Origin of the sequence: Sphingomonas sp. 8AM, assembly GCF_902506455.1 — a bacterium.
GTDB lineage: Bacteria > Pseudomonadota > Alphaproteobacteria > Sphingomonadales > Sphingomonadaceae > Sphingomonas.
Map to the genome: position 1 here is coordinate 881,910 of NZ_LR733844.1, position 26,189 is coordinate 908,098.

22 protein-coding genes and 1 tRNA gene are annotated in these 26,189 nt (G+C 66.4%); 9 read left to right on the top strand and 14 right to left on the bottom strand.

What is annotated here, in order from left to right; genetic code table 11:
• Window position 1 precedes the first annotated feature (1 nt).
• Together lptE and holA are read left to right on the top strand one after the other, a co-directional pair.
• Entirely contained in the window at window positions 2-508 is a 507-nt protein-coding gene (gene lptE, locus BACI71_RS04460; protein WP_159755572.1) for an LPS assembly lipoprotein LptE, read from the top strand.
• Window positions 505-1,515 (top strand): DNA polymerase III subunit delta, encoded by a 1,011-nt coding sequence (holA, locus tag BACI71_RS04465; protein WP_159755575.1) that lies wholly within the window; start codon window positions 505-507, stop codon window positions 1,513-1,515. Before lptE ends, holA begins: the two co-directional genes overlap by 4 nt.
• Here holA and BACI71_RS04470 read toward each other — a convergent pair.
• Genes BACI71_RS04470 through BACI71_RS04495 form a run of 6 tightly spaced genes read right to left on the bottom strand, consistent with a single transcriptional unit; the run spans window position 1,512 to window position 7,048 of the window.
• Window positions 1,512-2,435, bottom strand: coding sequence for a ParB/RepB/Spo0J family partition protein (locus tag BACI71_RS04470; RefSeq protein WP_159755578.1), 924 nt, complete (start codon window positions 2,433-2,435; stop codon window positions 1,512-1,514). The genes holA and BACI71_RS04470 overlap by 4 nt on opposite strands.
• Window positions 2,432-3,214, bottom strand: a complete 783-nt coding sequence (locus BACI71_RS04475) for a ParA family protein (protein ID WP_159755582.1) — start codon at window positions 3,212-3,214, stop codon at window positions 2,432-2,434. The genes BACI71_RS04470 and BACI71_RS04475 overlap by 4 nt, the downstream gene beginning before the upstream one ends.
• Window positions 3,214-3,822, bottom strand: a complete 609-nt coding sequence (rsmG, locus tag BACI71_RS04480; RefSeq protein ID WP_159755585.1) for a 16S rRNA (guanine(527)-N(7))-methyltransferase RsmG — start codon at window positions 3,820-3,822, stop codon at window positions 3,214-3,216. Before rsmG ends, BACI71_RS04475 begins: the two co-directional genes overlap by 1 nt.
• A complete protein-coding gene (mnmG, locus tag BACI71_RS04485) occupies window positions 3,819-5,531 on the bottom strand; it encodes a tRNA uridine-5-carboxymethylaminomethyl(34) synthesis enzyme MnmG (protein WP_159755588.1) in 1,713 nt (570 codons plus the stop codon). Before mnmG ends, rsmG begins: the two co-directional genes overlap by 4 nt.
• Window positions 5,532-5,540: 9 nt before the next feature.
• Window positions 5,541-6,815 (bottom strand): tRNA uridine-5-carboxymethylaminomethyl(34) synthesis GTPase MnmE, encoded by a 1,275-nt coding sequence (gene mnmE, locus BACI71_RS04490; protein WP_159755591.1) that lies wholly within the window; start codon window positions 6,813-6,815, stop codon window positions 5,541-5,543.
• Window positions 6,812-7,048: a DUF6489 family protein gene (locus tag BACI71_RS04495; RefSeq protein ID WP_159755594.1), complete on the bottom strand. Its 237-nt coding sequence runs from the start codon at window positions 7,046-7,048 to the stop codon at window positions 6,812-6,814. The genes mnmE and BACI71_RS04495 overlap by 4 nt, the downstream gene beginning before the upstream one ends.
• A gap of 142 nt (window positions 7,049-7,190) precedes the next feature.
• On the opposite strand from BACI71_RS04495, the gene BACI71_RS04500 reads away from it, so the two are divergent.
• Window positions 7,191-7,883, top strand: a complete 693-nt coding sequence (locus BACI71_RS04500; RefSeq protein WP_159755597.1) for a dienelactone hydrolase family protein — start codon at window positions 7,191-7,193, stop codon at window positions 7,881-7,883.
• 130 nt (window positions 7,884-8,013) lie between these two features.
• Here the strand turns inward: BACI71_RS04500 and BACI71_RS04505 are convergent, their stop codons facing one another.
• Entirely contained in the window at window positions 8,014-10,332 is a 2,319-nt protein-coding gene (locus BACI71_RS04505) for an FtsK/SpoIIIE family DNA translocase (RefSeq protein ID WP_159755600.1), read from the bottom strand.
• 113 nt (window positions 10,333-10,445) lie between these two features.
• Between BACI71_RS04505 and BACI71_RS04510 the strand changes: the two genes are divergently transcribed.
• Window positions 10,446-11,675 (top strand): UbiH/UbiF/VisC/COQ6 family ubiquinone biosynthesis hydroxylase, encoded by a 1,230-nt coding sequence (locus tag BACI71_RS04510; RefSeq protein WP_159755603.1) that lies wholly within the window; start codon window positions 10,446-10,448, stop codon window positions 11,673-11,675.
• A 9-nt stretch (window positions 11,676-11,684) separates the two neighbouring features.
• Here the strand turns inward: BACI71_RS04510 and pdeM are convergent, their stop codons facing one another.
• The 5 genes from pdeM to BACI71_RS04535 form a co-directional block, all read right to left on the bottom strand.
• Window positions 11,685-12,362, bottom strand: coding sequence for a ligase-associated DNA damage response endonuclease PdeM (pdeM, locus tag BACI71_RS04515; RefSeq protein WP_159760854.1), 678 nt, complete (start codon window positions 12,360-12,362; stop codon window positions 11,685-11,687).
• A gap of 40 nt (window positions 12,363-12,402) precedes the next feature.
• Window positions 12,403-13,797, bottom strand: a complete 1,395-nt coding sequence (locus tag BACI71_RS04520) for a M20/M25/M40 family metallo-hydrolase (protein ID WP_159755606.1) — start codon at window positions 13,795-13,797, stop codon at window positions 12,403-12,405.
• A 59-nt stretch (window positions 13,798-13,856) separates the two neighbouring features.
• Window positions 13,857-14,780 (bottom strand): aspartyl protease family protein, encoded by a 924-nt coding sequence (locus tag BACI71_RS04525; RefSeq protein WP_236552812.1) that lies wholly within the window; start codon window positions 14,778-14,780, stop codon window positions 13,857-13,859.
• Between the two features lie 30 nt (window positions 14,781-14,810).
• Entirely contained in the window at window positions 14,811-17,219 is a 2,409-nt protein-coding gene (locus BACI71_RS04530; protein ID WP_159755609.1) for a ligase-associated DNA damage response DEXH box helicase, read from the bottom strand.
• Between the two features lie 145 nt (window positions 17,220-17,364).
• Window positions 17,365-17,547 (bottom strand): hypothetical protein, encoded by a 183-nt coding sequence (locus tag BACI71_RS04535; protein WP_159755612.1) that lies wholly within the window; start codon window positions 17,545-17,547, stop codon window positions 17,365-17,367.
• 73 nt (window positions 17,548-17,620) lie between these two features.
• On the opposite strand from BACI71_RS04535, the gene BACI71_RS04540 reads away from it, so the two are divergent.
• The 3 genes from BACI71_RS04540 to BACI71_RS04550 all read left to right on the top strand — a co-directional run bounded on the left by BACI71_RS04540 (window position 17,621) and on the right by BACI71_RS04550 (window position 22,235).
• Entirely contained in the window at window positions 17,621-18,619 is a 999-nt protein-coding gene (locus BACI71_RS04540) for a ligase-associated DNA damage response exonuclease (protein ID WP_159755615.1), read from the top strand.
• A gap of 197 nt (window positions 18,620-18,816) precedes the next feature.
• The gene (locus tag BACI71_RS04545) at window positions 18,817-20,442 is read left to right on the top strand and encodes a S10 family peptidase (protein WP_159755618.1); all 1,626 of its coding nucleotides are present in this window, start codon (window positions 18,817-18,819) and stop codon (window positions 20,440-20,442) included.
• The gene (locus BACI71_RS04550) at window positions 20,442-22,235 is read left to right on the top strand and encodes a DUF885 domain-containing protein (protein WP_159755621.1); all 1,794 of its coding nucleotides are present in this window, start codon (window positions 20,442-20,444) and stop codon (window positions 22,233-22,235) included. Before BACI71_RS04545 ends, BACI71_RS04550 begins: the two co-directional genes overlap by 1 nt.
• 223 nt (window positions 22,236-22,458) lie before the next feature.
• Here the strand turns inward: BACI71_RS04550 and BACI71_RS04555 are convergent, their stop codons facing one another.
• Both BACI71_RS04555 and BACI71_RS04560 read right to left on the bottom strand, forming a co-directional pair.
• Entirely contained in the window at window positions 22,459-23,136 is a 678-nt protein-coding gene (locus BACI71_RS04555; protein WP_159755624.1) for an RlmE family RNA methyltransferase, read from the bottom strand.
• Complete coding sequence (locus tag BACI71_RS04560) at window positions 23,133-24,170, bottom strand: Ppx/GppA phosphatase family protein (protein ID WP_159755627.1); 1,038 nt, start codon at window positions 24,168-24,170, stop codon at window positions 23,133-23,135. The genes BACI71_RS04555 and BACI71_RS04560 overlap by 4 nt, the downstream gene beginning before the upstream one ends.
• A gap of 144 nt (window positions 24,171-24,314) precedes the next feature.
• On the opposite strand from BACI71_RS04560, the gene BACI71_RS04565 reads away from it, so the two are divergent.
• Both BACI71_RS04565 and BACI71_RS04570 read left to right on the top strand, forming a co-directional pair.
• Window positions 24,315-24,388: transfer RNA gene (locus tag BACI71_RS04565), tRNA-Gln, on the top strand.
• Between the two features lie 109 nt (window positions 24,389-24,497).
• The gene (locus BACI71_RS04570) at window positions 24,498-26,153 is read left to right on the top strand and encodes a glycoside hydrolase family 43 protein (RefSeq protein ID WP_159755630.1); all 1,656 of its coding nucleotides are present in this window, start codon (window positions 24,498-24,500) and stop codon (window positions 26,151-26,153) included.
• Window positions 26,154-26,189 lie beyond the last annotated feature (36 nt).

The window sequence follows — 26,189 nt, forward strand, 5'->3', positions numbered from 1 at the left end:
GATGCGCGCCGCCCTTATCATTGCGTCGCTGGCGGCGCTGCCGCTGGCCGGGTGCGGGCTGACGCCGCTCTACACCGGTGGCGGGGCCGGACCGATCGCGGCGACGCTCGGTGAGGTCGAGGTCGCACCGATCGACGGCAAGGCGGGCTGGCTGGTCGGCGGTGCGCTCAACGAACGGCTCAAGGCGATCGGTAGCGGTGCGGCACGGTACCGGCTCAACGTGCGGCTCGATGACAAGATCGTCGGTCTGGGCGCGCGCAGCGATGACTCGGTGGCACGCGAACGCCGTACCTTGCGCGCGCGCTACCAGCTGATCGAAACGGCAAGCGGGACAGTGGTGCTCGACGCGACCGCCGGGTCGGATGCGGGGATCGATGTCGTCGGGTCCGAATATGCGACGATCGCGGCGGAAAGCACCGCGCTCGAACGCCTTTCCGAGACGATTGCGGACCAGATCGTCGCGCGGCTCGCGCTTTATGCGCGACGGACCCAGCCGACCCGGCCATGAAGGCGACCGAAGCGCGGCTGATCGCGGCGCTCGATCGACCGCCTGCCGACATTCGGCTCTACCTGCTGCACGGCCCTGACGAGGCGGTCGCGCAGGCATTCGTCGCGCGACTGGCGAAGGCGATGGGCGTCGAGGCGGAGCGGATCGATCTCGACGGCGCGGCGCTGCGTGGCGATCCGGCCCGGTTGGCGGACGAGGCGGCCGCGTTATCGCTCTTCGGCGGTGCGCGCTTCGTGCGGGTAACCGGTGCAGGGGAGGAGTCGCTTGAAGCGGTGACGGCATTGCTGCACGCCGAGCGGGCCGGCAATCCGGCGGTTCTCCTGGCACCCACCGCCAAGGCGACCGGCAAGCTCGTCAAGGCGGCGATCGACTCTGATCGTGCGCTCGCCTTTGCCTGCTACCCGCCCGGTGCCCGTGACGCCGCAGCGATCGTCGCCGATCTTGCCCGGGCGGCAGGGCTCCGGATGTCGCCGGTGGCGGTGCAGCGGATCATTCGCGGTAGTGACGGCGACCGCGCGGTGATGATGCGCGAGGTCGAGAAGCTCGCGCTCTATCTGGATGCCGCGCCGGAACGACCGGTCGATGCCGACGACACCGCGCTGGAGGCGATCGGCGCCGAAATCGCGGAGGGCGAGATTGGCGAGGTCGTGCTGGCGATCACCGCGGGGCAAGTCGACCAGCTGATCGATGGGTTGCGACGGATGAGCGGGCCGGACGCCTCCCCAATCCCGCTCTTGCGCGCGCTCGGTCGGCGGCTCGTTTCACTGTCAGAGATGCGGGCGGCGATCGAGGCAGGCGAGGGGCCCGAACAGGTAATGAAGCGCCACCGGGTGTTCTGGCGCGAGGAGGCGGCGACCGCCGCCGCGTTGCGCCGCTGGACGCTGCCGATGCTCGCGGGCGCGCAGCAGGCGGCGCGCCGGGCCGAGCGCGAGGTCATCGCCGCCGGCCCGGCCGGACGTGTCGTCGCGGATCATTTCCTCGTGCGGCTCGCGCGATCGGCGCGTTAGATCTGCTCGCCACTCAGCCGCTGACACACCATGTCGAGCTGCTCAAGCGAACTGTAATCGAGCGTGATCGAGCCGCGTCCCTCATCGTTGAAGGCGATCGTGACGCGAAGCCCAAGCAGGTCGGCAAGCTGGCGCTCCAAAGCCTCGATATCCGCGCTGCCGCCACCACCGCCGCTCGGGCGTGGCGGTTGACGGGACGCTCCGACGCGCGATGTCGGGGCACCATGTTTGTCGTGGCTCGCCAGTTTCTCGGTCTGCCGCACCGACAATCCCTGGGTCAGCACCTGCTCGGCGAGAGCCACCGGATCCGCTGCGCCAATTAAAGCGCGCGCATGGCCCATCGCCAGCTTGCCTTCGACCACCTGCGCCTGAACTTCAGGCGGTAAATCAAGCAATCTGAGGAGATTGGCGACGTGGCTGCGCGATTTGTGAACGGCGCGCGCCAGCTCCTCCTGAGTATGGCCAAATTCGTCGAGCAGGCGTTGATAGGCCCGCGCTTCTTCGATCGCGTTGAGATCCTGTCGCTGGATGTTTTCCAGCAGCGCGATCTGCAGCGTCTCGCTGTCCGAATAATCGCGAACGACCACCGGTACTTCGTGCAGCCGGGCGCGTTGTGCCGCACGCCAGCGACGTTCGCCCGCGACAATCTGGAAGTCATGACCGTGCGGGCGGACGATGATCGGCTGGATGACCCCGCGCTGAGCGATGGACGCTGCAAGCTCGTCGAGCGCGGCTTCGTCGAAATGCCGCCGCGGCTGCTCGGGATGCGGCGCGATCGCGGACACCGGGATCATCCGCACCGCACCACGTGCGGTGCCGGTCTCGCTGGTGTCGCGCTCGTCTTTTGCAACATCGCCAAGCAGCGCATTGAGGCCGCGGCCGAGACCGCCCTTGGCGCGGCGGGAACCGAAATCACTCACGCTGCTTCATTCTCCATCTGCGGCAGGCGGCGGATCAACTCGCGCGCCAACGCTATATAAGCTTCCGAGCCACTGCATTTGTGATCGTAGATCAAGGCCGGCAGTCCGTGGCTGGGCGCCTCGGACAGCCGTACGTTGCGCGGGATCACCGTATCGAAGACGACGTTGCCAAGCACCGCGCGGACATCGTTAGAGACTTGCTCGGTCAGGCGATTGCGTCGGTCGAACATCGTGAGGGCGACGCCAAGGATCGATAACGACGGATTAAACCGTGAGCGGATCCGCTCGATTGTGTTGAGAAGCTGACTCAGTCCTTCCAGCGCGAAGAACTCGCACTGCAACGGCACGAACAAGGCGTCCGCTGCGACCATTGCGTTGATCGTCAGCAGGCCCAGCGACGGCGGGCAGTCGATCAGCACGATGTCCCACGACCGTTTTGCAATTTCGAAGGCGCGCCGTAGCCGATGGGTGCGTTGCTCGAATTCGACCAGTTCGATTTCGGCGCCCGACAGATCGACCGTTGCGGGCAAAACATCAAGCAAAGGAATGTCGGTGGCGACCGCCGCTTCTGCGACGCCATCGCTGTCGATCAGAACATCGTAGCTCGATCGACTACGTTGCGCCTGATTGATCCCGAGCCCGGTAGAAGCATTGCCCTGTGGATCGAGATCGACGAGCAGCACGCGATGCCCGGAGGCGGCAAGGGCCGTTGCGAGATTGATAGCGCTGGTGGTCTTCCCAACGCCGCCTTTCTGGTTCGCCACCGCTATGCAGAACATCAGGTTCTCACTCCATCGCCGATCACGATCACCGACGCGGGATCCGTGACGCTTTGTTCCACGTGAAACATACCGCGCCATCGCGCCGGTAGCATCTCGACCTCACTACCACCATTCTGCCCGCGCGGAAGGATCATTCGCGTCCTGCTGTGGCGCAGGTGGCTCGTCATGGCGATGAGATCAGGGATGCTGGCTACTGCCCGTGCGCTGATGATGTCGGCGTCACCAGTTACCGTCTCGGCTTTGGCCTTATGAACCACGACGTTCCCGAGATTCAGTTCATTCGCGGCGGCGGCAAGAAACTCTACCCGCCGCCCCCGCGGTTCGACGAGGGTGACAGCGAGGTCGCACAAGATGGCGATGACGAGGCCGGGCAGACCGGGGCCGGAGCCGATGTCGAACCAGGTCGTGGCATTAGCCGGGATATGCTGTGCCAGTTGCGCAGAGTCCGCGATGTGGCGGTTCCAGATGGCGTTCGTAGAGGCTGGAGAGATAAGATTCTGGTGCTGGTTTTCCTCCAGCAGCAATGCTCGAAAATGGTCGAGCTTGGCGACGGCATCCTCGCCGAAGGTTGCGTGGCACCATGCTACGCTATCATCTTCCGTCATGCGCGCTTCCTCGAATGCAGCCACAATGCCGCGAGCGCCGCTGGCGTTACACCCCGAACGCGCGACGCTTCGTCGAGAGTCATTGGGCCTGCTTGTTCAAGCCGCTCGATCATCTCCAAGGAGAGACCAGGAACCGTACGCAATGTCTCGCCATCGGACGTGATCTTGACGCCACCGTCACGACGCATTCGCTCGATCTCCACCGCCTGCCTTTGAAGATACGGAGCATAGCGGTGATCTTCCTCGACCTCGCGGATGATGTCAGGCTCGACATGCACGATGGCGCCGCTCTTTGCAGCAGCGCGCATCTCTGCCCGACGACGTATATGGGCGAGACGAGCGGGAGTTAGAACGTCGTAGCCAGATGCCCACTCCGACAAACGCGCTTCCGCATTGTCGGCACGTAGCGCAAGCCGATACTCCGCGCGGGCCGTCAGCATCCGGTAGGGTTCGCTGATGCCCTGCAGGACGAGGTCGTCGATCATCACTCCCATATAGCCGCGCGCCCGGTCGACGGTCATCGGAGCGAGATCACAGGCGAGTGCGGCAGCGTTGAGCCCGGCGACGATGCCCTGTGCCGCTGCCTCTTCGTAACCGGTCGTGCCGTTGAGCTGGCCGGCACAGAACACACCCGGGATCGCGGACAATGCGAGCTGATGGTTCAGGGCGCGGGGGTCGATATAGTCGTACTCAACCGCATATCCATATTGCGCCACCCGCGCCGCCCGAAGCCCGGGGATGGAGCGGATCAGTCGATCCTGCACGTCAACCGCAAGCGAGGTCGAGATGCCATTAGGATAAACCAGATGATCATCCAGTCCTTCTGGCTCGAGGAACACCTGATGGCCGTCACGATCCCCGAAGCGATGAACCTTATCCTCGATCGATGGACAATAGCGTGGTCCGTTGCCTTCGATCGCCCCGCCGAAGAGCGGCGAGGTCGCCAGCCCGTCGCGAATGATGTCATGCGTTTCGTTAGTCGTCCGCGTGATCGCGCACGCGAGTTGCGGCAGCCGCGGTCCCGTCGACATCGGCGACATGCGCCAGGGGTCGCTGTCGGACGGCTGCGGCTCGAGTGCGCCCCAGTCGATGGTGCGACCGTCCAAGCGGGGCGGTGTGCCCGTCTTGAGCCGGCCCATTGGCAGCTGGAGCGACCGCAATTGTTCGCCGAGTACCGTGGCCGGTCGTTCGTTGATCCTTCCCCCCGGCTCGCGCTCCACGCCGCGGAAGATGCGACCGCCGAGGAACGTGCCGGTGGCAAGCACCACCGCTCGAGCGGTGACCATCGTGCCTTCGGTTAGCGCAACACCAACCACTTCTCCGCCTGCCACCGACAGCGCCCTGACCTCTGCTTCGATGAGATCGATGCCCACCTGCGCCTGCAGCTGCCGCTGAATCGAAGCGCGGTATCGTTTTCGGTCGGCCTGCAGGCGGGGACCCTGAACGGCCAGTCCTTTCGACCTGTTGAGCATGCGGTAATGGATGCCGGCATCGTCAGCCGCACGCGCCATCAGCCCATCAAGCGCATCAACCTCGCGGACAAGGTGTCCCTTTCCGAGGCCGCCGATCGATGGGTTGCAGGACATGGTACCAACTTGGGCGAGGGACTGCGAGATCAACGCAACGTGCGCGCCACGCCGCACCGCTGCAGCTGCCGCTTCAGTGCCGGCGTGACCCCCGCCGACTACAATGACGTCGTACTGTTTCACGTGGAACACTCATTTTCCGAGACAAAAGCGCCCGAACAGGGCGTCTAACATTGCCTCCGTAGCATCGCGGCCCAGTACCGCGGCTAAGGACACGTTGGCAATGCGAAGCCGTTCGGCATCCAGCAGCAAATCTGCGCCAGCTATCGCCGCAAGTTCCGACACCGCTGCAGCAATGAGGCGCCGATGGCGTTCGTGCGGCAGCACCGTGGATCCATCAGTGACAAGATCGCTCGCCCGATCGTGAAGCGCATTCCAGACCATATCGATCGAGCGAGGATCGTGGATCGACGTCAGGTGATCCAATCCTTGGCGCGCATAGTCGATCTCGTCGGCGCGCGCCCCAATTCGCACCGATCCCGTCGGCGCATCGGCAATGTCACCAAGCCACAGAACGACGTCGGCTAGGTCGAGCAATCCCCGCGCTCGCTCGATCCCGATCGCCTCGATCGGATCTTGCGTCTCGGCAACAATTCCGGCGGTGTCGATCAGTCGGTAGGGGATGCCGCGGTGGACTATAGCGGCCTCGAGAACATCGCGCGTCGTGCCAGCGATATCTGTCACGATCGCGGCGTCGCGACCCAGCATGGCATTGAAGAGCGATGACTTGCCGGCATTACGAGGGCCGGCGAGTACGACCATCACGCCATCCCGCAACCGCTCGACCGGTGGACGTGCGAGAACTTCGTGCATCTCGGTCAGCAACTCAGCGACGAGCGCAGGAACGTCGAACGCCGCCGCGTGAGTGACGTCATCCTCATCGCTGAAGTCCAGTTCCGCCTCGACCCGTGCGGCAATCATGCTCGACCGGTCGAGCCAGTCGGTCACCAAGCGACTTAATCCGCCTTCCGCCATTGTCAGGGCCGCACGTCGCTGTGCTTCCGTCTCGGCCTCGAGCAGGTCTGCGAGACCTTCGGTTTGTGCAAGATCAAGCCGACCGTTGCCAAGCGCCCGCCGCGTAAACTCTCCCGGCTCGGCCATCCGCACGCCGGGGGCGTGCGCCAGCGCCGCCTCCACGGCAGCGACAACCGCCCGACCGCCGTGCAGATGAAGCTCGATCAGGTCCTCACCGGTTGCGGTGGCCGGTCCCGGAAAGAAGATCGTCAGCGCGCGATCGAGGGTCTCGCCAGCCGCGTCGCGCAAACGCCGCACGGCGGCAACGCGCGAGGCCGGGAGCGTTCCGGCAAGCCGCTCGCCAACAGCGCGTGCCGCCGGCCCGCTGATCCTCACCACCGCAATCGCCGCGGGCGGGCGGCCGCTCGACAGCGCGAAGATCGTGTCGATCATACCCCGGGCCTGGATCCGCTCGTGAACATTTGTCGCCAGAAATCCATCCCGGCGTCCCCGACCGGCACCCAGCTGCGAAACATTGCGCCAATCAATTCGGGGGAGGGGGCCTGTCCGTCGATCGTCTCACGCATCCGGTTGAGGAAGTGATCGTGAATCGGGGTGAGATCCGGCAAACCCATCATGCGCCGCGCTTCCTCCGGCGTGCAATCAACCTCAATCGTGACCTTCATGGCTGCGCTCCTCGATCGCGCCGCCGGGCGCTGGGGTATATGCAAGCTATGCCCGCGAACGGCCATGCGCCGCAACGGGAAGCCGTGGCACTTTGCCGACGGCCAAGGTTTATAGAGCCGCATTGACACGGAGAAGCAGCAGATGACCGACACGATCTCGATTTCCACTCTCGATGGCAACGATATGCCGGCCTATCGCGCCGCGCCCGCCGGAACCCCGAAGGCGGCGATCATCGTCATCCAGGAGATTTTCGGGGTCAACGCCGGCATCCGCCGCAAGTGCGACACGCTTGCCGAGGCCGGGTATCTCGCCATCGCGCCCGATCTGTTCTGGCGAATCAAGCCCGGCATCTCGCTCGATCCGGACATCGCGCCCGAGATGGAGCGTGCCTTGTCATTGCTGGGGCAGTTCGATCAGGATCAGGGGATCCGCGACATCGAGGCGGCGATACGGTTCGCACGAAGTGCGGGCGTTACGAAGGTCGGTGCGGTCGGTTACTGTCTGGGCGGGCGGCTGGCGTACATGACCGCCGCGCGGACGGACATAGACGTCAGCGTCGGCTATTACGCCGTCGGCATCGATGGGCTGCTCGGCGAAAAGCATGCGATCGCGAGGCCGTTGATGCTGCATATCGCGGGCGAGGATGGCTTCGTGAACAAGGCCACGCAGGCCGCGATGCACGCGGGACTCGACGACCATCCGAAGGTCACGCTGCATGATTATCCCGGCGAAGATCACGGATTCGCAACCGAGTTCGGCAAGCGCCGCTCCGACGCGGCGGCAACGCTGGCCGACGAGCGCACCGCGGCGTTCTTCGCCGAGCACCTGGACTGAGCATGTGGGCGTGTGTCGTCGCCGACACACGCCGCCTTACACTCCGACCCGAAGCCGCTTCTTTCATCCTGTGGTCAGGAAGCAAAGCGACGGTTGAGGTCAGCCTGCCGCCGCGGGGACACGTCCCACGTTACGCCGGATTGCCATCCGTATCGCGCAGCACCTCGCGCCGGCCAACATGGTCGGGGCGGCTGACTACGCCCTCCTTTTCCATCCGCTCGATGAGCCGCGCGGCAGAATTGTAGCCGATCCGCAGCTGGCGCTGCAGCCACGATGTCGAGGCCTTCTGGCTGCCGCACACGATCGCAACCGCCGCGCGATATTGCTGATCCTCTGCCGAATCCTCCCCGGTCGGTGCGCCCTCCAGCGCGAAGCTCTCGGCGGGTTCTTCGGTGACCGATTCGATGTAATCGGGCTGCCCCTGCGCGCGCCAGTGATCGGTGACCGCACGTACCTCGTCGTCGCTGACGAACGGGCCGTGGACGCGGACAATGCCCTTGCCGCCCGGCATATAGAGCATGTCGCCACGCCCGAGCAGCTGCTCCGCGCCCTGTTCGCCGAGGATCGTGCGCGAGTCGATCTTGCTGGTGACGTGGAAGCTGATGCGGGTCGGCAGGTTGGCCTTGATGACGCCGGTGATGACGTCCACCGACGGGCGCTGCGTCGCCATGATGAGGTGGATGCCCGCCGCACGCGCCTTCTGCGCGAGCCGCTGGATCAGGAACTCGACCTCCTTGCCGGCGGTCATCATCAAGTCGGCCAGTTCGTCGACGATGACGACGATCTGCGGCAGCACGTCATAGTCGAGCTGCTCCTCCTCATAGATCGGCTGGCCGTTCTCGCCATAGCCGGTCTGGACGCGGCGGCCGAGCGGCGTACCCTTGGCGCGCGCCGCGCGGACCTTGTCGTTGAAGCTCGCGAGACTACGCACGCCGACCGACGACATCTGACGATAGCGATCCTCCATCGTCTCGACCGCCCATTTCAGCGCGCGCACCGCCTTGGAGGGGTCGGTGACGACCGGTGACAGCAGGTGCGGGATGTCGTCGTACATGCTCAATTCGAGCATCTTCGGATCGATCATGATCATCCGACACTGGTCGGGGGTGAGCCGGTAAAGCAGCGACAGGATCATTCCGTTCAGGCCCACCGACTTGCCCGAGCCAGTCGTGCCCGCCACGAGCAGATGCGGCATCGGCGCGAGATCGGCGATGACCGGATCGCCGGCGATGTTCTTGCCGAGGATTACCGGCAGCTGCGCGGTCTGATCCTCGAACGCCTGACTAGCGACGAGTTCGTGGAGCGAGACCGTTTCGCGTTTGGTATTGGGCAGCTCGATTCCGATCACCGAGCGACCGGGGATCGTCGCGACGCGGGCCGAGATCGCCGACATGTTGCGCGCGATATCGTCGGCGAGCGCGATGACGCGGTTTGCCTTGGTGCCGGGGGCCGGCTCCAGCTCGTACATCGTCACCACCGGGCCGGGGCGCACCTCAGTGATCGCGCCCTGCACCTTGAAGTCGTCAAGCACGGTTTCGAGCAGCCGTGCGTTGCGCTCCAGCCCGGCCTTGTCGACCGGCCCGCTTTGATTGGCGGGCGCAGGGGTAAGCAGGTCGAGCGACGGCAGCACGAACGTGTCGCGAAGGTCGAGCCGCTGCTGCGGCTTCGGCGGTGCGAGCGACGGAGAGGTGGTGCGGTCGCTGATGACCGGGGCGGGACGATTATCCGGCTGCGCCACCGCACGTGGCGCGGGGGTGCGCGTCGGTGAGAACGGTGCATCCCCGTCATCCGCCGCGTCATCGAACGCAGCCTCCTCGAAGCTTTCGTCTCCATCGCGGGCACGTCGGCGGAGCAATCGCGGCGACGGCGTGAAGCGCGCGAGATCGATCTCAAGGCTGCGTCCCCACAGGATCGCGCCCGCAATTCCGGTCAGCAGGCCGAGTGCGAGGACGCTCCACCATGTTACCAGCGGGTTGCCGATCAACGCGATCCCCGATCGGGTCGCGCCGACCACGCCCGAGCCGACCGCGCCGCCCCAGCCAAACGGCAGCGCCGGTACTGCGCCGGGCGCGACGCAGGTCAGCGTCACCGCCATCAGCGCGACGCCGATCGCCGCATTGCGGAGCATTCGCCAGCCGTTCCCCGCCGGTTGCGCGCGCCACAGCCGCAGCGCGACGATCGGCGCGACCGGCAGCAGCAGCGCGACCGCCGGACCGAACAGCGTCAGCGCGAGGTCCGCGAACCACGCTCCGGGGCTGCCGAGCAGGTTGCCGGTCACTCCCGCTGCTGCCGTGTTGAGCGACGCATCGCCCGGCCGGTAGGTGACCAGCGCCACCGCCATTGCCACCGTCAATACGAACAAGGCGGTGGCGAGGATCAACGCCCCGCTGCGCAACGCCCCGGCCTTGACCGTCTCACGCCACAACGGCGCGTCGACACGGCTTGCCATCCCGAACCCCCAACGATGTCAGAAAATACCGTCATATTCTCCGCCTCCGTGCGTTGCACGTCAAGATCGCGGCGGACGTTGGCATCGCGCGCGAGTAAGGATAGGGCAGGACCATGGACAAAGCAGATGCCCGGGCAGATGTGCTCATCCTCGGCGGCGGGCTGGTCGGCAGCGCGCTGGCCGTTGCGCTCGACCGCCATGGCCTGTCCTCGATCGTCGTCGATCCCGCCGATCCGGCGGTCACGCTGACGGCGGGGTTCGATGGTCGGGCGTCGGCGGTGGCGAGCGCCAGCCACAAGATGCTCGACGCGATCGGCGTCGGTGACGTGCTGCGCGGCAAGGGCTGCGAGATCCGCCAGATCCGCGTCAGCGACGGGCTTGCGCCGGGCAAGCTCGACTTCATCCCCGCGCCCGACGATGCCGCGCTGGGTACGATGTACGAGAACCGGCTGCTGCGCCGCTCACTCTACGACGCAGCCGTAACGGCCGAGCACGTCGATCTGCGGATGCAGACGCGCGCGACGACGATCGAACGCGACGCCGATGGCGTGCGGGCTATTCTGTCGTCGGGCGCGATCGTCACTGCCGACCTGCTCGTCGCCGCCGAGGGGCGGCAATCGCCGACCCGCGCGGCGGCCGGAATCAACGTCGCACGGTGGCAATACGATCATGCTGCGATCATTGGCGCCTTCCATCATGAGCGCAGCCACGAAAATGTGGCTTACGAAATATTCTATTCGGCCGGGCCGTTCGCCCTGCTTCCCTTGCCAGATGACGAGATCGGCCATCGGTCCGCCATCGTCTGGACGGTGGCGGGGGAGCATGCCGCCGGGATGCTCAAGCTGGGCGATCGTGGCTTTCTGGCCGAGGCCGAAAAGAGCATGGGCGGGTTCCTGGGTGCGTTGTCGCACGCCTCGCCGCGTGCCAGCTACCCGCTCGGCTTCCACCATGCGGCGCGGCTGACCGACACGCGGCTGGTGCTGGTCGGCGATGCGGCGCACGGCATCCATCCGATCGCGGGGCAGGGCGTGAACCTCGGTTATCGTGATGTCGCTGCGTTGGTCGAGGTGCTGGTCGAGGGTCGGCGACTCGGGCTGGAGGCCGGTGACGCACAATTGCTCAAGCGCTATGAGCGGTGGCGGAGCCTCGACACGTTCATGGTCGCCGCTGCCACCGACACGCTGACGCGGCTGTTCGGCGTGCCCGGCAAGGCGGCGAGCGCGGTTCGGCGGTTCGGCATTTCGGCGGTCGATCGGCTCCCACCGCTCAAAGACCGCTTCATGGCGGAGGCGCGTGGCGAAAGCGGTGCTCTTCCCAGATTGTTGATGGGGACGATGGCCTGACGTTGTTCGTCAGGCCGCGACCGGAAAGCGCAGCAATCGATCGGGCAGGGCGACAAGCGCCTCCGCATGCCCGCCGGTAGCCCTCGCGATTTCGGGATGCGTCACGTCGAGCCCGCCGGTCAGCGCACCAAACGCCGGGAAAATCAGCTTCGTCGCCGTAGCCACAAAACAGCGCCGCGCCACCAGTTTGCCGCGAACCCTTACCCGAAGCTTGGGATGATAGTGGCCGGATAACTCCGGATATGTTTCACGTGGATCGGCCTCGTGACGCAGCATCACGCCATCAACCAAGGCTTCGTCCCGCACCTCGCCGCCGCAACGATCGACAAACACCCGATCATGGTTGCCGGTGATCCACGTCCAGCGCGTCGTCGCAGTCAGTGCCGAAAGCGTCGCTCGCGCTGCTTCGGGCAGTCGATCACAGCCGGCGATGTCATGGAAGCTGTCGCCGAGACACCAGACCTCTTCCGCTCCGGTGGTTGCGACGATCGCCGACAACGCCGCCAACGTCGCCATCGAATCATAAGGTGGCAACATCTGCCCACCACGCGCGAACCAGCTCGCCTTTTCGAAATGCAGATCGGCTACCAGCAACGCACGTCGCGTCGGCCAGAACAATGCGCCTTCGGGTAGTGCCTGCCAGACGTGCCCGCCAAAGCGGAGTTCGGCGAACGGAACGGGAACCATGGCATCTGCCATGCCTCAGCTGGCTAAGCCGATCAACTGCTTAGCCGGCATATACCTTCACCAGATCGAACATATAGTCTCGCGCATCGTACAGCGAGTCGACGCGGATCCGCTCGTTGAGGCCGTGGACACCGCTGGTCTGTGGATCGACGAACGTGCCGGGCACGCCGTACACGGGGATGCCGATCGCTTCGAGGAAGACGCCATCGGTGGCCCCGGTCGACATCATCGGCAACATCGGCAGCCCCGGAAAGTGCTTCGCGGCGATCCGCTTCATCGGCTCGATCACCTTGGGGTCAAGCGTCGGCGGGATGGCGGTAGGTCGGACCGGCTGGTTGGCGGTGACGGTCACCTTTTCCCCGGCAAGCCGCTTGAGCGTCGCAAGCGTGCTGTCAACGGTTTCGCCGGGGAAAATCCGGCAATTGACGTTTGCAGTCGCACGCTGCGGCAGTGCGTTTTCGGCGTGGCCGGCGCTGAGCAACGTCGCGACGCAGGTCGTGCGCAAGGTCGAATGCAGCACCTTGTCGCGGCTGACGATCGCGTCGGCCGCCTTGTCGGTGGTATCGGTGAGCAGTCGGCGGATCGCGCCAGCCTGTTCGCTGTCGGCACGCGCGGCGGTGGCGTTGAAATAGGCGCGGGTCGTGTCGGTGAAATGCACCGGGAATTCGTAGCCCTGCACCGCCTTGATCGCGTCAGCCAGTTCGTAGATCGCATTGTCGGGGGTGGGGGCGGAGCTGTGACCGCCGGGGTTGGTGGCGACGAAGGTATAGTTCTGCGCGGCCTTCTCGCCGACCTGCACCGCCAGTAGTTGCCGCTTGCCCGCCGCGTCTAGCCGCCCGCCGCCACCCTCGTTGAGCGCGAATTCGGCGGCGATCAGCTCGGGTCGGTTTTGCGCCAGCCATTGCGCGCCGTTGAAGGCGAAGGTGGTTTCCTCGCCACAGGTCAGCGCCAGCTTGATCGTCCGCTTCGGACGATAGCCTTGCTGGCGAAAGCGAATCATCGCATCGGCCCAGATCGCGGACATCGCCTTATCGTCGACCGCACCGCGCGCGTAGTAATAGCCGTCTTCCTCGACCAGCTTGAACGGATCGCGCTGCCAGTCCTCGCGCTTGGCCGCAACGACGTCGAGGTGGCCGAGCAGCAGGATCGGCTTGGTGGCAGCGTCGCTGCCCTTCAGCACCGCGACGATCCCGCCGTCCCTGGGATGCTCGGGGACCGAGAAACTGGTGATATCGGCATCGACGAAGCCCGCCGCTTTCAGTCGCGCGCCGACCTGCGCCGCCGCCTGCGTACAACTGCCGACGTTCACGACCGTATTGGTCTCAACCATCTCCTTGTAGAGATCGAAGAACGCTTTCTGGTCCGGGCGGGTCTGCGCCGCGGCGCCCGTCGCCAGCATCGTCAGTACGCCGGCCGCGATCGCCACGTTACGCATTCACATTCCCCTTCGTCGTTGCGGCGATCGTCGCAGCCAAGCGGCGGGGGTGCAATATCTCACAACACCTTGGCGCGGCCGGCGTCACGCGGCAGCAGCAACCGCAACTCGCGCCGCGCGAAGTCGATATGGACGCGCCGGAACAACCGCAACACGTCCATTCCGAGCAGCAGCGCCGGCTTGCCCTCCAGCCCGAACGCCGCGAACGGTCGCGCATCGGCGAAGCCGACCGGCAGCGCACGGATCGTGGCGCTGCCCAATGTCAGCATCGGCACCGCGGCGTAATCGGTGGTGATGCTGTCGCCGGTGACGCTGGTGAACACGATCGGGATGCCGCCGCCGCGTCGCGTCAGCAGACGACGCAGCGCCAGGTTGCCGATGCTGACGCTCGTCCCGGTATCCAGCACCACGCGCACGCGTCGCCCTGCGACCGTGGCGTTGGTGACGACCAATTGCCCGAACAGGCTCTTCGCGCGCACGACGATCTCACCGGGCTCGGGCCGCGGCGGCTTCACCCCGACGGCGGGCGCCACGGTCATCCGTTGCTGGTCGAAGTCGATCGTCAGCGCATGGTCCTGCATCGCGTCGATGCCCAGGATGCCGAGCGCCCCCATATCGTGTGCGTCCAGCGCTGGCGCTTCGACCCGGCGTGCGCCCAGCGTGCTGACTGCCAGCGACGGGATCACGACCGTCGCCACCGTGCTGGTGCCGGTGATCGTCGTCATCCGCACCGTCGGGCCGGGCGGGAGCGCGAGCCGCGCGGCGAGCTGGCGGGAGATGACGCTGCGTTGCGCGCCCGAGTCGACGATGAACGAAAAGGGGCCGGCGGCGTCGATCCGCACCGGCACGGTCATCCGGTCTTCCTGACTCAGAAAGGCGAGGTCGTCGCCGACCGGCGCGGTCGGCGGAACCGGCCGCACCGTTTCCTGCGCGGCTGCCGGCAACGCGGCGCAGGCGAGCAACAGCGCGAACATCCTCTCCATAGCTCACGCTACGCCTCGCGGTGGGCGCAATCAATCCACGCGCATCGCCTCTGCAGCCAGCGCCTCGGCCTCGATCAGCAGCGCGTCGTCGGCGCTGCCGGTCGCGACCTTCTCGCGCCCGATCAGCGTCAGCACCGGCACCGCCAGCGGCGTGACGCGCGGCAGGTCGACATGCACCATCGTGTCGGCGGCGCGGTCGAGCAGATCGGCAAGCCGCCCGACATCGGTCATCCGCGCGCGCGCATCGGCCCATGCCGCCTCCAGCAGCACATGCCCAGGCTCATATTGGCGCAGCACGTCGTAGATCAGGTCGGTCGAGAAGGTCACCTGCCGCCCGGTCTTGCGCTTGCCCGGGTGCTGGCGTTCGACCAGCCCGCCGATCACCGCCACCTCGCGGAACGCGCGCTTGAGCAGATGCGAGCGTTCGACCCATTCGACGAACTCATGTTCGAGGATGTCGGCGCTGAATAAAGCCGCGGGATCGGTCACCTTCTCCAGCCCGTAGCAGGCGATCGCATAATCGTTGGCGACGAATCCGAGCGGCTTGAGCCCCAGCGTTTCCATCCGCTTCGTCACCAGCATCCCGAGCGACTGGTGCGCGTTCCACCCCTCGAAGCTGTACGCGACCATGTAATGCCGTCCCTCGCGCGGGAAGGTCTCGACCAGCAATTGATCGGGGTGCGGTAAGGTCGAGCGGCGCTGCTGAATTTCCAGCCATTCGCGCACGTCGTCGGGAAAGCGATGCCATTCCGCGGGCGTGTCGAGGAAGCGCCGGACGCGGTTGGCGAGGTTGGTCGACAGCGGCATCCGGCTACCGCCGTACGTCGGAATTCGCGCCGGACGGCTGCTGGCGCGGACGATCAGGTCCTCGGTGTCGATCTTCTCGACCTCGAGGCTCATGCCGGCGAAGAAGAAGGTGTCGCCATGGCTCAGCGTCGCGGCGAACCCTTCCTCGACCTTGCCGAGCGCACGCCCGTTGCGGAAGCGCACCTTGAGCATCGTCGCCTCGACGATGATCCCGGCATTGAGGCGGTGCTGCGCGATGAATTTCGGATGGCTTACCCGCCACTTCCCGTCGCCGTCCTGCGTCAACCGCTTGAACCGGTCATAGGCACGCAGCGAATAGCCGCCGTCGCGGATGAAGCCGAGCACGCGGTCGAACAATTCATCGGTCAGCGCAGAATAGGGCAGGGCCGAACGTAGCTCGTCCAGCATCGCCGCCTGCTCGAACGGCGCGGCACAGGCGCACGCCATGACATGCTGCGCCAGCACGTCGAGCGCTCCCATGCGGAACACGTCGGTATCCAGCTCGCCCGCCTCGACCGCGTCGAGCGCGGCGCGCGCTTCCAGATATTCGAAGCGGTTGCCGGGAACGACGATCGCCTCGCTCGCCTGATCGAGCCGATGATTCGAGCGCCCGATCCGCTGGAGCAGCCGCGACGAGCCCTTCGGCGCGCCCATCTGGATCACGCAATCGACATCGCCCCAATCGACCCCGAGGTCGAGGCTGGCGGTGGCCACCAGCGCGCGGAGCCGCCCGTCCGCCATCGCATTCTCGACCTTGCGGCGCGCTTCCTTCTCCAGACTGCCGTGGTGGATGCCGATCGGCAGTTGCATCGCATTGGCCTTCCACAGATCCTGGAAGATCAGCTCGGCAAGGCTGCGGGTGTTGCAGAACACGATCGAGGTCTTGTGCGTCTCGATCTCGGCCATCACCTGTTCGGCGGCATAGCGCCCCGAATGCCCCGCCCAGGGCACGCGCCCCTCGGGCAACAGGATCGCAATATCGGGATCGACCCCGGCGTCGCCGTGCACCAGCGCGACGCGGTCGATGTCGCCATCGGGCGCGAGCCACGCACGATAGCCGTCCGGGTCGGCGACCGTCGCCGACAGCGCGACGCGGCGCAGGTCGGGCGCGATCGTCTGGAGCCGCGCCATGCACAGGTTGAGCAGGTCGCCGCGCTTTCCGGTGGCGAAGGCGTGTACTTCGTCGACCACGATCGTCCGGAGCCCGGCGAACATCGTGAAACTGTCGGGATAGCTGAGCAGCAGCGACAGGGATTCGGGGGTGGTCAGCAGGATGTGCGGCGGCCTGACCCGTTGGCGGGCCTTGCGGTCGGACGGCGTGTCGCCGGTGCGCGTCTCGACCCGCAGGTCGAGCCCCATCTCCTCGACCGGCGCGAGCAGGTTACGCTGGATATCGACCGCCAGCGCCTTGAGCGGCGAAACGTAGAGCGTGTGGAGCCCGTCGACGGGGGCCTCGACGAGTTCGGCCAGTGTCGGGAGGAACCCGGCGAGCGTCTTGCCCGCGCCGGTGGCGGCGATCAGCAGCGCGTGATGCCCCGCACGCGCTTCGTCCAGCATCGCGAGCTGGTGCCGGCGCGGCTGCCAGCTACGCCGCGCGAACCAGTCGGTGAGGACGGCGGGAAGGGCGGTCAATCGGGCGTCCGGGCGGGCATGTCAGAGATGTAGGTGGCGGGGCGGGCGGGGCAACCGGCCACCCGTCATTGCGAGCGGAGCGAAGCAATCCAGGGTTGGACCAAGCCGCCCTGGATTGCTTCGCTGCGCTCGCAATGACGACGGCTCACGGCGTCCGCGTGCGATCCTCGGCCGATTGCTGCTTGTACAGCTCGCGGGTCGCCTGCTCCGTGCGGGCTTCCTCATGCGGCGTGCGGCGGCGATTGCGCAGCATCGCGAACAACAATGCCAAGACCAGGATGATCGGCCCGGCGATCACCACGAAGCTCCACAAACCGTCGCCGAACATCGCCTATCTCCTTGACGTTACAGGACCAACGATGCGTCGATGAACTTCGATCCGCGCGCGCGGTTGTTGCGGCATGACAACGCTCGGTGACTGGCTCGAACCGCACCCGCACGGGCTGTACGTGCGCCCCGCCGATGCGTGGGTCGATCCATCGATCCCGGTCGCTCGCGCACTGGTCACGCACGGCCACGCCGATCACGCGCGCGGTGGTCATGGCGAGGTATGGGCGACGCCCGAGACGCTCGCGATCATGGACGCGCGCTACGGCGAGCAGGTCGGCCGCCCGGTCGCATACGGCGAAAGCATCCGGCTTGGCGACGTCGAGATCGGTTTCGTCCCTGCCGGGCACGTGCTCGGCTCGGCGCAGATCGTTCTCGATCATCGCGGCGAGCGGGTCGTGGCATCGGGCGATTACAAGCGTCGGACCGATCCGACCTGCGCGCCGTTCGAGCCGGTCAAATGCGACGTGTTCATCACCGAGGCGACCTTCGGCCTGCCGGTGTTCCGCCACCCCGACACCGGCGACGAGATCGACAAATTGATCGCGCGGCTCCACGCCAACCCGGAGCGCTGCATCGTCGTCGGCGCCTATGCGCTCGGCAAGGCGCAGCGCGTGATCGCCGAACTGCGCGTCCGCGGGCACACCGCACCGATCTACATCCATGGCGCGCTCCAACGGCTGTGCGACCTGTATGCGGCGCATGGCGTGCCGCTGGGCGAGCTGCGCCCGGCGACCGGCGTCGCGAAGGCGGAGATGGCCGGGCATATCGTGATGTGCCCGCCCTCGGCGCTCAACGATCGCTGGTCGCGACGGCTGCCCGACCCGATCACAGCGATGGCGAGCGGCTGGATGCGGGTGCGGCAGCGCGCGCGGCAGAAGAATGTCGAGCTGCCGCTGATCCTCTCCGATCATGCCGACTGGGACGAACTGACCGCGACGCTGAGCGAGATTTCGCCGCGCGAGGTATGGGTGACGCACGGCCGCGAGGAGGCGCTGGTCCATTGGTGCATGACCCGTCAGATCAAGGCGCGCGCGCTGGCGCTGGTGGGGTTCGAGGATGAGGACGATTAGGCCCGCCTCCGTCATTCCCGCGAGGGCAGGAATCCGGAACCTCTGACGTTGCGACCCTTGCGGAGGCCCGCGCGTCTGGATTCCCGCCTGCGCGGGAATGGCCGAATGAGGCAAAGATGACGTAGCCACGACAACGGCTTGCATCGTTTCCATTGCGACGATTACACCAGTATCCCTGACCTAAAGGGGATCGCCTGATGCGCATCGGATGCGCCGCCCTCCTGCTCGCCGCCGCGACGATGCCGGCGCTGGCGCAGGACAAGGACAAGCGGCCGGCCAAGAGCAACGCCGAGATGCAGAAGGAGGAGGCCGATGCCGCCACCGCCAACGCGCCAGTCGAGGAACGCGAGGAACGCTCGAAAGGCGCGGTAACGGTCGCGGGCAAGCGGCTCGGCTATACCGCGACCGCCGGCACGCTGACGATCCGCGACATCGAGGGCAAGCCGACCGCGTCGATGTTCTACACCGCCTACACGCTCGACGGCACCAAACCGGGCACGAAGCGGCCGATCACCTATTTCTATAACGGCGGGCCCGGCAGCCCGACCTTCTGGCTGCACATGGGCTCGTTCGCGCCGGTACGGCTCCAGACCGGCAGCCCCGAGTTCATCCGCCCCGCGCCTTATGACTTTGGGCCGAACCCGTACACGCTGCTCGACAAGACCGACATGGTGTTCCTCGATGCGATCGGCGCCGGCTATTCCCGCCCGCTCGGCGACGCCAGGCCATCCGACTTCTACGGCACCGACGAGGATGCCGATGCCTTCGCCAAGGCGATCCTGCGCTATTCGACCAAGTTCGGGCGCTGGAACTCGCCGAAGTTCATCTTCGGCGAAAGCTACGGCACGCTGCGCTCCGGCGCACTGGCGTATCAGTTGCAGGATCGTGGCATGGCGCTGAACGGCGTCGTGCTGCTCAGCTCGATCATGAATTACGGCTATCGTCAGCCGGGGCTCGATCAGGTCTATCTCAACTATTTGCCGAGCTATGCCGCCACCGCCTGGTACCACAACCGACTCCCCAACCGTCCGGCAGATGTCGCGACGGTGGTGCAACAGGCGCGTGAGTTCGCGGTCGGGCCGTATATGTCGGCACTCGCCAAGGGCCAGAACATCAGCGCCGAGGAACGTGACAGCGTCGCGCGGCGGATGAGCGAGCTGACCGGACTCAGCCCCGATTTCCTGATCCGCAGCAATTTGCGCGTCGATCTCGCGCGCTTCCAGAAGGAGCTGCTGCGCGGCACCCGTCAGACGGTCGGTCGGTTCGATTCGCGCTACGTCGGCGTCGACAGCGACGCGGCGGGCGAGCGGCCCGAGAGCGACGTGTCGTCGGACGCGATCTCCGGCGCGTTCATCGCGACCTTCAACGATTATGCGACCCACACGCTCGGTTACAAGACCGACATGCCGTACCGGCTGTTGGCGCGCGACGCGAAGGGGTGGACGTGGAACTGGAAGCACGACTCGCCGCTGCGTGGCGGCGGGCAGCAGAACAACCCCTATACCGCGATCGATCTGGCGGCGGCGATGCGGGGCAATCCGTATCTGCAGGTGCTGTCGATGAATGGCTGGTACGACATGGCGACGCCGTTCTTCGGGACCGAAAACGACCTCGGGCATATGATGCTCGAACCCGCGCAACAGCGGAATCTGTCTTTCACTTACTATCCGGCGGGGCACATGACCTATCTCAATCCTGACGCGCTTGTGGCGATGAAGCGCGACCTGTCGGCGTGGTACGACCGCGCCCTGTCGGTCGCACGATCCGCGACACCGCCGGTGCCACCCACGACCGCCGCGGCGACCGGGCAGGGGCCGAACTGATGCGCGCGTTGCTCCTCGCGCTCGCCGCCCCTGCCGCGATCGCCGCGCAAGCCCCCGCCACCCCGACCGCCGCAGAGGATGCGCGGCTGACCGCCTTCCTCGACCGCGCGTTCGACGCCCGGGTCGCGCTCAGCCCGGAGGCCCAGACCAGCCTCGGGCTCAAGACCAATTACGACAAGCTCGACGACAATACCGACGCCGCCGCGATCCGCGAACGCGACCTGTCCGAACGGCAGTTGCGCGACATGCGCGCCAGCTTCTCGCCTGCGAAGCTCGGGCCGAGCGGCAAGCTGAGCTACCGTTTGTTCGAGGACCAGGTGGAGCGCGCACGCGACAGCTTCCGGTTTCGGAAGTGGCGCTATCCGGTGTCGACCAACGGCAGCCCGATGGGCGAGGTGCCGGCGTTCCTGATCAACAACCACCGCGTCGACACCGTCGCCGATGCCGACGCCTATGTCGCGCGCATCCGCGATTCGGAACGGGTGATGCGTGAGACCGCCGCGCTGATGCGAGAGCAGGCGAAAATGGGGATCGTGCCGCTCAAGATGACCTATGCCCCGGTGCGGGCGGACGCGCGCAAGGTGCTGACCGGCGCGCCGTTCACCGCCGGCGCGGACTCGGCACTGATGGGCGATTTCCGCAAGAAGGTGACCGCGCTCAAGGCGTCCGACGCGGAGAAGCAGCGGCTGCTCGCCGCGGCGGCGGCGGCGATGACTGGGCCGATGAAGCGCGGCTATGAGCTGATGTTCACGACGCTCGACGCGCTCGAACCGCGGTCTACCGGCAACTGGGGGGCGTGGAAGCTGCCGCAGGGCTCGGCCTATTACGCGGTTCGGCTGCGCGACTCGACGACGACCAATCTGACCGCCGACCAGATCCACGATCTCGGACTGCGGCAGGTCGCCGCGATCCGCAAGGAGATGGAGGCGGTGAAGACGCGCGTCGGTTTCAACGGCACGCTCGAGCAATTCTTCGAGGTGGTCCGCACCGATCCGCGCTTCAAATATCCCAACACCGAGGCGGGTCGCGAGGCGTATCTGGGCGATGCGCGCAGCTTCGTCGCGCAGATGATGACCGCCGCGCCGCAATGGTTCGAGCGGCTGCCCAAGGCGAAGCTGGAGGTGCGCGCGGTCGAGAAATGGCGCGAGGGCACTGCCTCGACCGCCTTCTACAACCGCCCCGCGCCGGACGGATCGCGGCCGGGCATCTTCTATGTCAATCTCGTCGACATGAACCAGACGCAGAAGATCCAGCTCGACGCGATCGCCGCGCACGAGGCCGCGCCGGGGCACCATTTCCAGATCGCGCGCGCGATGGAGCTGGAGGGGCTGCCCAAGTTCCGCGCGTTCGGCGGCTATGGCGCCTATGTCGAGGGCTGGGGGCTCTACAGCGAGCGGCTCGCCAAGGAGATGGGGGCGTATAAGGACCCCTATGCCGAGTTCGGGATGCTTTCCAATCAGGTGTGGCGCGCGATCCGGCTGGTGGTGGATACCGGCGTGCATTCCAAGAAGTGGACCCGCGAACAGGCGGTCGCCTATTTCCACGCCAACAGCTCGGTTAGCGACACCGATATTTCGCGCGAGGTCGATCGCTACTTCAACTGGCCGGGGCAGGCGACCAGCTACATGGTCGGGCAACTCAAGATCGCCGAGCTGCGCGCCAAGGCGGAGCGCGAGCTGGGGCCGAAGTTCGACATTCGCGGCTTTCACGAAGCGGTGCTGGGGCAGGGCGCGCTGCCGCTCGATGTGCTCGAGGAGCAGGTGAATGCGTGGATTGCGGCGAAGAAGGGGTAAGCATCCGTCATTGCGAGCGTAGCGAAGCGATCCAGGGCGTCCTGTCCGACCCTGGATTGCTTCACTGCGCTCGCAATGACGTTCGAGACGGGGAATTCACCCACCACACCCGGCACCCCGGCGGAGGCCGGGGCCCAATTGGGTGACGTCGCGGTATTTCAATGCGACGCCCGCCACTCGACGCCGGCCTCACGGGGCTGCCGGTGAATAGGGGCGACCGGACCTACTCGTCGGTCGCAGCAACCCGCCCCTTGAACCCCTGCGCCACCACGAACCACTCCACCGAGCCCTTGCGGCTGGCCGGCGGCTTGGCGTGCTTCACGGTCGTGAAGTTGCGCTTCATCTCCGCGACCAACGACGAATCCGCGCCGCCCGCGAACACCTTCGACACGAACGTCCCGCCCGGCCGCAGCACGTCGATCGCGAAGGCGAGTGCGGTCTCGACCAGCGCCATCGTCCGCAGCGCATCGGTCTGCGGATGCCCGACGGTGTTCGCCGCCATGTCCGACATCACCAGATCGGGTGCGCCGCCGAGGGCCTCCATCAGCTTGCCCGGCGCGGCATCGTCCATGAAGTCCATCTCGAAGATCGTCACGCCGTCGATCGGATCGACCGGCAACAGGTCGATGCCGACGATCGCCGCACCCGGTGAAGCCCGTCGCACCACCTGGCTCCACCCGCCCGGCGCGATCCCGAGATCGACGACGCGCCTGACGCCCTTGAGCAACCCGAACCGCTCGTCGAGTTCGGTCAGCTTGTACGCCGCGCGGCTGCGATAGCCCTCGGCCTTGGCGCGACGGACGTAGGGATCGTTGAGCTGCCGCTCCAGCCAGCGCGTCGACTGCGCAGTGCGGCGCTTGGCGGTCTTGACCCGCTGCCGCCCGACTCCGGCTCCCCTCATGCCCCCGTCTCCATCAGCCGGCGCAGGATTCCTTCGCGAATACCGCGATCGGCGACCCCCAGCCGCTCGGCGGGCCACAGGTCCAATATGCCTTCGAGGATCGCACAACCCGCGACGACCAGGTCGGCGCGCTCACGCCCGATGCACGGCAGTTTCGCTCGCTCGGTCAAGGACATGCCCGCCAGCTCCTGACTGATCGAGCGCATTGCCGCTGCGGGCGCGATCAGCCCGTCGACTTGCGACCGATCATAGCGCTCGAGCCCAAGGTGGACGCTGGCGAGCGTCGTCACCGTACCCGATGTGCCGAGCAGCCGCGGCACAGCCGACGGCCGCGGCAGCCGTGCCGCGAACGGCGCAAAGCTCTCCGCCACCAACGTCCGCATCCGCTTATAGGCACGCGCGCGCTCCTCGGCGGTGTTGCCGCCGCCTGCGCTTTCGGTCAGCGAGACGACGCCCCAGGGCGCGCTATGCCAGTCGCGGACTCGCGGCACGGTGGTGTCGGCATCGACCAGCACCAGCTCGGTCGAGCCGCCGCCGATGTCGAACACCAGCGCCGGCCCGCTGCCGGGTTCGAGCAGCGCATGACAGCCGAGCACCGCGAGCCGCGCCTCTTCCTCGGCCGAGATGATGTCGAGGTGGATGCCGGTTTCCTCCAGAACGCGCGCGATGAACGACGCGCCGTTGCTCGCGCGGCGGCATGCCTCGGTTGCGACCGAGCGCGCCAGTGTGACGTTGCGGCGTTTCAGCTTGTCCGCGCACACGCGCAGCGCGGCGATCGTCCGCTCGATCGCGGCATCGGACAAGGCGCCGCTATGCGCGAGTCCCTCGCCGAGCCGGACGATTCGCGAGAACGCGTCGACGACCGCAAAGCCGTCACCCTGTGGGCGTGCGATCAGCAGGCGACAATTGTTGGTGCCAAGGTCGAGCGCGGCATAATGCCGCGGGGCGCCGCGCGTATGGCGCGGCTGTGGTCGTGCCGAACGGGCAGGTGCGATCTCCTGCCGGCGCGGCAATTGGGCGGGAAAATCCACCATTGCCGTCAACTTTCTTACATCTGCCGGACCGGGATCGCCCCTGCGATCCCCCGGTGCTTGGCCTTGAAGCTACACAGTCGCGTCATGCGGGGCAAGGCAGGCGTTGACAGCGCCGCCGCACGCTTATAGACGCACCCCCGCTGTTGCCCGATCCTCTAATGGTAAGAGAGCGGACTCTGACTCCGTCAATCAAGGTTCGAGTCCTTGTCGGGCATCCAGCTTTCCTCCCCACATCATCGTCCATGATCGAGTAGACCGATGATCGCGCTTGCGATGATAGCGCTAACCTCTACTCTGCCACGCAAATAGCGGGAGAGGATTGTGGGCATGACCGGTCGGGGCAAGGTGCTGCTGTGCGGTGCCGTATGTGGCGTAGCGGCGATGGCGAGCGCGGCGACCGCGCAGGTCGCCCGATTCGAGCGCTTTCGCTACGACGGCAAGGCGCAGGAGCGCGAAAGCGTAACGTCCGGTGATTACCGCAACCCGATCCTTTCCGGCTATTATCCCGATCCGTCGGTGACCCGCGTGGGCGACGATTTCTACCTCGTGAATTCGTCGTTCGCGCATTTTCCGGGCCTCCCGGTATTCCGGTCGAAGGACCTCGTGAACTGGGTGCAGATCGGCAATGCGATCGACCGACCCGAACAGCTCGACTTCACCGGGCGGCGCGTGTCGCAGGCGGTGTTCGCCCCCGACATCTCCTTCCACGACGGCACCTTCTATATCGCCAACACCTGTGTCGAATGCGGTGGCAATTTCGTCATCACCGCCAGGAACCCGGCGGGGCCATGGTCGCAGCCGATCTGGCTGCCGTTCGAGGGGATCGATCCGTCGATCTACTGGGAAGGTGACCGCGCCTATATCGTCAACAATCGTGCCCCCGCCGAGCCGCCGCGCTATGACGGGCACCGCGCGATCTGGGTGCAGGAATATGACTGGCGCGTCGGCAAGATGGTCGGGGAAAGCACCCAGCTCATCAACGGCGGGGTCGATCTGTCGAAAAAGCCGGTATGGATCGAAGGCCCACACCTGCTCCGCAAGCAGGGCTGGTATTACCTTACTGCAGCCGAGGGCGGTACGAGCGACAACCACTCGCAGGTCGTGTTCCGGTCGCGCAACCTGCGCGGGCCGTTCACGCCGTATGCGGGCAATCCGATCCTGACGCAGCGCGACCTGCCACCAAACCGCGCGCATCCCGTCACCTCGGCCGGTCACGCCGAACTGGTGCAGACGCAGAACGGCGACTGGTGGGCGACCTTCCTCGCCACGCGCCCCTATGCCGACGGACTCTACAATATCGGGCGTGAGACCTTCCTGCTGCCGGTGACGTGGCGGGACGGTTGGCCGCATATCCTCGAGCGCGGCGTGCCGATCCCGTTCACGGCGCCACGGCCCAGGCTCCCGGGCGGACCGACGCCGACGCTGCCGACCAGCGGCGACTTCGGCTACAGCGACGATTTCGGCGGCAACCGGCTGGCGATGCAGTGGATCGGCATTCGCACGCCCAGGCAGCCCTTCTACCGCGTCGCGAACGGCGCGCTCGAACTGCAACCCGGCGCGCGTTTCGGCGACCTGACCGGCGTGCCGTCGTTCGTCGGGCGTCGGCAGCAGCATCACGTCGCGACCGTCTCGGTGACGATGCGCTACCAGCCGGGCAAGGACGGCGCCCGTGCCGGGCTGGCCGCGGTGCAGAACGATCGTTCGCTGCTGCTGTTCGGTGTGACGCGCGTGCAGGGCAAGCCGATGATCGCGCTGTGGACGCGCGCCGGGGCGGACGCCGACACGCTCGTCGCCAGCGCGCCGGTCGATGCAGGCAAGCCGCTCACGCTCACGATGCACGCTGATGGCGGCGCGATGCGCTTCGACTATGCGGTCGGCGGGCAGCGCAGGACGCTCCGCGACGGCGTCGACGTGCGCTTCCTCAGCACCGCGCAGGCGACCGGCTTCGTCGGCACGGTGATCGGTCCGTTCGACGAACCCTGAGCAGCCCAGCTTGGGGGGACCGGGCCTGCTTCTTTC

What these genes read in the sequence shown, in the direction of transcription:
- lptE (WP_159755572.1), top strand. Translation starts at nt 2, where the DNA reads ATGCGCGCCGCCCTTATCATTGCGTCGCTGGCGGCGCTGCCGCTGGCC.
- holA (WP_159755575.1), top strand. Translation starts at nt 505, where the DNA reads ATGAAGGCGACCGAAGCGCGGCTGATCGCGGCGCTCGATCGACCGCCT.
- BACI71_RS04475 (WP_159755582.1), bottom strand. Translation starts at nt 3,214, where the DNA reads ATGTTCTGCATAGCGGTGGCGAACCAGAAAGGCGGCGTTGGGAAGACC.
- rsmG (WP_159755585.1), bottom strand. Translation starts at nt 3,822, where the DNA reads ATGACGGAAGATGATAGCGTAGCATGGTGCCACGCAACCTTCGGCGAG.
- mnmE (WP_159755591.1), bottom strand. Translation starts at nt 6,815, where the DNA reads ATGATCGACACGATCTTCGCGCTGTCGAGCGGCCGCCCGCCCGCGGCG.
- BACI71_RS04495 (WP_159755594.1), bottom strand. Translation starts at nt 7,048, where the DNA reads ATGAAGGTCACGATTGAGGTTGATTGCACGCCGGAGGAAGCGCGGCGC.
- BACI71_RS04500 (WP_159755597.1), top strand. Translation starts at nt 7,191, where the DNA reads ATGACCGACACGATCTCGATTTCCACTCTCGATGGCAACGATATGCCG.
- BACI71_RS04505 (WP_159755600.1), bottom strand. Translation starts at nt 10,332, where the DNA reads ATGGCAAGCCGTGTCGACGCGCCGTTGTGGCGTGAGACGGTCAAGGCC.
- BACI71_RS04510 (WP_159755603.1), top strand. Translation starts at nt 10,446, where the DNA reads ATGGACAAAGCAGATGCCCGGGCAGATGTGCTCATCCTCGGCGGCGGG.
- pdeM (WP_159760854.1), bottom strand. Translation starts at nt 12,362, where the DNA reads ATGGTTCCCGTTCCGTTCGCCGAACTCCGCTTTGGCGGGCACGTCTGG.
- BACI71_RS04520 (WP_159755606.1), bottom strand. Translation starts at nt 13,797, where the DNA reads ATGCGTAACGTGGCGATCGCGGCCGGCGTACTGACGATGCTGGCGACG.
- BACI71_RS04525 (WP_236552812.1), bottom strand. Translation starts at nt 14,780, where the DNA reads ATGGAGAGGATGTTCGCGCTGTTGCTCGCCTGCGCCGCGTTGCCGGCA.
- BACI71_RS04535 (WP_159755612.1), bottom strand. Translation starts at nt 17,547, where the DNA reads ATGTTCGGCGACGGTTTGTGGAGCTTCGTGGTGATCGCCGGGCCGATC.
- BACI71_RS04540 (WP_159755615.1), top strand. Translation starts at nt 17,621, where the DNA reads ATGACAACGCTCGGTGACTGGCTCGAACCGCACCCGCACGGGCTGTAC.
- BACI71_RS04545 (WP_159755618.1), top strand. Translation starts at nt 18,817, where the DNA reads ATGCGCATCGGATGCGCCGCCCTCCTGCTCGCCGCCGCGACGATGCCG.
- BACI71_RS04550 (WP_159755621.1), top strand. Translation starts at nt 20,442, where the DNA reads ATGCGCGCGTTGCTCCTCGCGCTCGCCGCCCCTGCCGCGATCGCCGCG.
- BACI71_RS04555 (WP_159755624.1), bottom strand. Translation starts at nt 23,136, where the DNA reads ATGAGGGGAGCCGGAGTCGGGCGGCAGCGGGTCAAGACCGCCAAGCGC.
- BACI71_RS04560 (WP_159755627.1), bottom strand. Translation starts at nt 24,170, where the DNA reads ATGGTGGATTTTCCCGCCCAATTGCCGCGCCGGCAGGAGATCGCACCT.
- BACI71_RS04570 (WP_159755630.1), top strand. Translation starts at nt 24,498, where the DNA reads ATGACCGGTCGGGGCAAGGTGCTGCTGTGCGGTGCCGTATGTGGCGTA.